Here is a 3981-nt window from a genome sequence, read left to right as displayed (position 1 = left end):
ATTACATTTTTTTGGCTTCCTCCCAAAAAACTAGAGTATCTGAAAAAATTGAAACATCATTTTTTCTGATTACATTTTTTTGGCTTCCTCCCAAAAAACATCCATCTCTTGAAGTGTCATGTCTTTTAAATCTTTATTTAAAGCTTTTGCTTTAGACTCTAAATATTGAAACCTTTTAGAGAATTTTTTATTAGTGCGTTCTAAAGCGTTTTCTGGATTAATATTTTTAAAACGTGCATAATTAACCAATGAGAATAAAACATCTCCAAACTCGTCTTCCATTGCTTCTGCATCGTTTTTAGCTACCTCAACTTTAAACTCTTCAAGCTCCTCCTCTACTTTCTCCCAAACTTGCTCTGGTTTTTCCCAATCGAAACCAACACCTGCAACTTTATCTTGAATACGGCTTGCCTTTACCAAAGCTGGCAAACTTTTAGGCACACCTTCTAAAACACTTGTTCTACCTTCTTTTAGTTTTAATTTTTCCCAATTGCGCTTTACTTCTTCTTCATTTTTTACTTTTACGTCTCCATAAATATGTGGATGTCTGTGAATTAGTTTTTCGCAAATAGAGTTACAAACATCTGCAATATCAAAAGCATTTGTTTCGCTTCCTATTTTTGCATAGAATACTAAATGCAATAGTAAATCGCCTACTTCGTTTTTAACTTCTTCTAAATCGTTATCTAAAATAGCATCACCAAGCTCATAAGTTTCCTCAATTGTTAAATGACGTAGACTTTCCATTGTCTGTTTTTTATCCCAAGGACATTGCTCACGAAGCTCGTCCATAATGGTTAATAAACGATCGAATGCTTTTAATTGATTGGCTCTGGAATTCATTTAAAATGTTTTTGCAAAGTTAATGTAAACAAAAAAATCCAGCTAAAAAGCTGGATTTTAATTTATAAAATTGAATAAGAAAATCTATTCTTCTTCGTCTGATTTTCTTTTGTCTTCTAAATCTAATAAGTCATGCTTTTGAAGCATATTGTACCATTGTACTACTTTTTTAATATCACTAGCATATACTCTATCCTCATCGTAATCTGGTAATACTTCAAAGAAATATTCTTCTAGCTTATCTTTACCATCTTTATGGCTTACCGAAGTTTGCTCACCTTTTTCTTTGGTTTTAATTTTACTTAAAACTTCTCGTAAAGGAACCTCTTCTGTTAAAGTATAAATTGCAATCTCACTTAATATGCTAACATTCTGTTGGATACTAACAGATATTTTACGATTATCTAATAACGATTTTGCAATAAAGCCACCTCTTGTTTGGGTTACTAATTGGTATAAACCAGGTTTTCCTGAAATTGCTAATATTTTATCTAATGCCATTTTGTTTTGTTATTAAGGAGCGCAAATATCTTGTACTCGATTATGTTTTGCAAGTTTTTAGCGTTTCTTTTTTTGGTTAGGGAATTTCATTCTGTAATCTACTATAATCTTACCCTTAGAAATATTTTGCAATTTGCTTTTTATTAGGCGCTTTTTTAAACTAGATAACTTGTCTGTAAATAGAACACCATCAATGTGATCGAACTCATGTTGGAATACTCTTGCAGCTAAACCATCTAATTCCATTGTATGCTTTTTAAAGTCTTCATCAAAAAACTCTATTTTAATGTTTGGTTTTCTAAAAACATCTTCGCGAACATCTGGAATACTTAAACAGCCTTCGTTAAAAGCCCACTCGTCTCCACTTTCTTCTAGAATAGTTGGGTTTATAAACGTGTGTTTAAAATCTTTTAAAAAAGCACGCTCATTATCGTCTAACACGTCGTCGTCTGCAAAAGGAGATGTATCTACTAAAAACATACGAATAGGTAAACCTATCTGTGGTGCTGCTAAACCAACACCAAAAGCACCATGCATAGTTTCATGCATGTTCTCGATTAACGTTTTTAAATTAGGATAATCTTTTGCAATTTCTTTTGCTTTAATTTTTAAAACTGGATCGCCATAAGCGACTATTGGTAATACCATTATTTACTATTTATTATGGGTAGGCAAAAATACAATAAAAAAGGCCTTAATATAAAATATTAAGGCCTCTTATAATTGTTTTCTAATTGATTCTAGTTATTGATTACTACCTTTTTTACAACAGTATTAGTGTTATTAGATAATCTCAACATATACAACCCATTTGCAAATGCATTTGTATTTATTTTTATATTAGAGCTATTAGTGTATTCTCTATTGTAAACAGTCTTTCCTAAAATATTTATTATAGTTACATTATAATTACTCTCGTTTGGAAAGTTAATATTTAGTTGTTTTCCTTTAGTTACTGGATTTGGATAAACTTCAAATTCACTAACAACAAACTCACTATTAGATAAAGTAGTTAATTGTCCATTAACATAAGTACAAGGTCCAAACCCAAAATCCATTGTAAAGTTATCTGGATCTATTCCTGGTCCTGATTGTTTAGAATAAGATAATTGACCTTGACCACATGATCCTCTTCCATATACAGACCCATTAGCTGTAGTTACTGTTTGAGGATAAACGGAAGAACAAGCATTAAAAGTGTTTGGAATATTATCATTGTCTGAAAAGTTAATATTAAACTCTGTTGCCATTGTTAAAGCAGGACATTGTCCAAACATGTTTAGTGTTAAAAAGAAAGCAAATAATAATAAAGTAATTTTTTTCATGATATATATTTTTTTACAAACTTATATATATCATGAACTTAAGAATATATTAACATGAATACAGATTAACAAATTCGTTTAAATACTTAAAAAACAGATGTAATACTATAAATTATACAAATACGACTGCAGTATAATAGTTGCACTTATCTCATCTACAAGTGCTTTGTTTTGACGTTGTTTTTTCTTTAAACCACTATCTATCATGGTTTGCATTGCCATTTTAGAGGTAAAACGCTCATCTACTCTTTTAATAGGTATCTGTGGAAAAAAAGTACGTAATCTACTAATAAAAGGTTTAATTAAAACTTCGCTTTCGCTTGCTTGGTTATTCATTTGTTTGGGTTCACCAACCAAGAATAATTCTACGTTTTCTTTTTTAGTATATTCTTTTAAAAAATCTAATAGCTCGTTTGTTGGTACAGTAGTTAGTCCAGAAGCAATAATTTGCATATCGTCTGTTACAGCCAATCCTGTTCTTACTTTACCATAATCTATTGCTAGAATTTGAGCCATTGTTAATTTTTTAGCAAATTTAGTTATTCTATACTACATACATAAATATTATGCTAAATTATAAATAGAGGTTATATTTGCGTGAAGGATGGAGGCATTTGTTGAAGCTCCTCGCAGAGAGCGACTGCCGAGAGCCTGACCTTTAGGGCACGCCCAAAAAACATATAATTAAGGATACGTTTTTTTTGCCTTTACAAAATAGATTTAGCATAAACACAGAAAACAAAATATTATAGATGAAAGCACTACAACAAACTATAGAGAATGCTTGGGATAACCGAGATTTATTAAAAGAAGATGCTACGCAAGCAGCTATTAGAAAAGTAGTAGGATTACTTGACGAAGGCACTTTACGTGTTGCAGAACCAACTACTGATGGATGGCAAGTAAACGAGTGGGTTAAAAAGGCTGTGGTTCTATATTTTCCTATTCAAAAAATGGAAACATTGGAAGCTGGTATTTTTGAATACCATGATAAAATTCCATTAAAAACAGGTTATAAAGAAAAAGGAATTAGAGTGGTACCAAATGCTATTGCTAGACATGGTGCTTATATTTCTAGTGGTACTATTTTAATGCCTAGTTATGTTAATATTGGTGCTTATGTAGATGAAGGTACAATGGTAGATACTTGGGCTACAGTTGGTAGTTGCGCACAGATTGGTAAAAACGTACACTTGTCTGGTGGTGTTGGTATTGGTGGTGTTTTAGAGCCTTTACAAGCCGCTCCAGTTATTATTGAAGATGGTGCTTTTATTGGTTCGCGATGTATTGTTGTAGAAGGTGTACGTGTGGA

6 protein-coding genes are annotated in these 3981 nt (G+C 31.5%); 1 reads left to right on the top strand and 5 read right to left on the bottom strand.

Annotated features, from left to right (window positions below; genetic code table 11):
* Window positions 1–69 precede the first annotated feature (69 nt).
* The 5 genes from mazG to ruvX form a co-directional block, all read right to left on the bottom strand.
* A complete protein-coding gene (gene mazG, locus Q0C58_RS11415) occupies window positions 70–843 on the bottom strand; it encodes a nucleoside triphosphate pyrophosphohydrolase (RefSeq protein WP_290701622.1) in 774 nt (257 codons plus the stop codon).
* A gap of 84 nt (window positions 844–927) precedes the next feature.
* Window positions 928–1344, bottom strand: a complete 417-nt coding sequence (locus tag Q0C58_RS11410; RefSeq protein ID WP_290701619.1) for a DUF5606 domain-containing protein — start codon at window positions 1342–1344, stop codon at window positions 928–930.
* Window positions 1345–1401: 57 nt separating this feature from the next.
* Window positions 1402–1992, bottom strand: a complete 591-nt coding sequence (def, locus tag Q0C58_RS11405) for a peptide deformylase (RefSeq protein ID WP_290701616.1) — start codon at window positions 1990–1992, stop codon at window positions 1402–1404.
* A gap of 92 nt (window positions 1993–2084) precedes the next feature.
* Entirely contained in the window at window positions 2085–2669 is a 585-nt protein-coding gene (locus tag Q0C58_RS11400; protein WP_290701613.1) for a T9SS type A sorting domain-containing protein, read from the bottom strand.
* A gap of 105 nt (window positions 2670–2774) precedes the next feature.
* A complete protein-coding gene (ruvX, locus tag Q0C58_RS11395) occupies window positions 2775–3185 on the bottom strand; it encodes a Holliday junction resolvase RuvX (RefSeq protein ID WP_290701610.1) in 411 nt (136 codons plus the stop codon).
* 236 nt (window positions 3186–3421) lie between these two features.
* Here ruvX and Q0C58_RS11390 point away from each other — a divergent pair.
* Window positions 3422–3981, top strand: a 560-nt coding sequence (locus Q0C58_RS11390; RefSeq protein ID WP_290701606.1) for a 2,3,4,5-tetrahydropyridine-2,6-dicarboxylate N-succinyltransferase, incomplete at its 3' end; no start/stop codon positions are given.

This window comes from Lacinutrix sp. (assembly GCF_023299985.1).
Lineage (GTDB): Bacteria > Bacteroidota > Bacteroidia > Flavobacteriales > Flavobacteriaceae > Lacinutrix.
The sequence above is the reverse complement of the archived record's forward strand: the minus strand, read 5'-3'. Positions and strand labels throughout refer to the sequence as shown.

Coding starts and splice junctions, on each gene's coding strand:
- Q0C58_RS11400 (WP_290701613.1), bottom strand. CDS start 2,669: ATGAAAAAAATTACTTTATTATTATTTGCTTTCTTTTTAACACTAAAC.
- ruvX (WP_290701610.1), bottom strand. CDS start 3,185: ATGGCTCAAATTCTAGCAATAGATTATGGTAAAGTAAGAACAGGATTG.
- mazG (WP_290701622.1), bottom strand. CDS start 843: ATGAATTCCAGAGCCAATCAATTAAAAGCATTCGATCGTTTATTAACC.
- def (WP_290701616.1), bottom strand. CDS start 1,992: ATGGTATTACCAATAGTCGCTTATGGCGATCCAGTTTTAAAAATTAAA.
- Q0C58_RS11410 (WP_290701619.1), bottom strand. CDS start 1,344: ATGGCATTAGATAAAATATTAGCAATTTCAGGAAAACCTGGTTTATAC.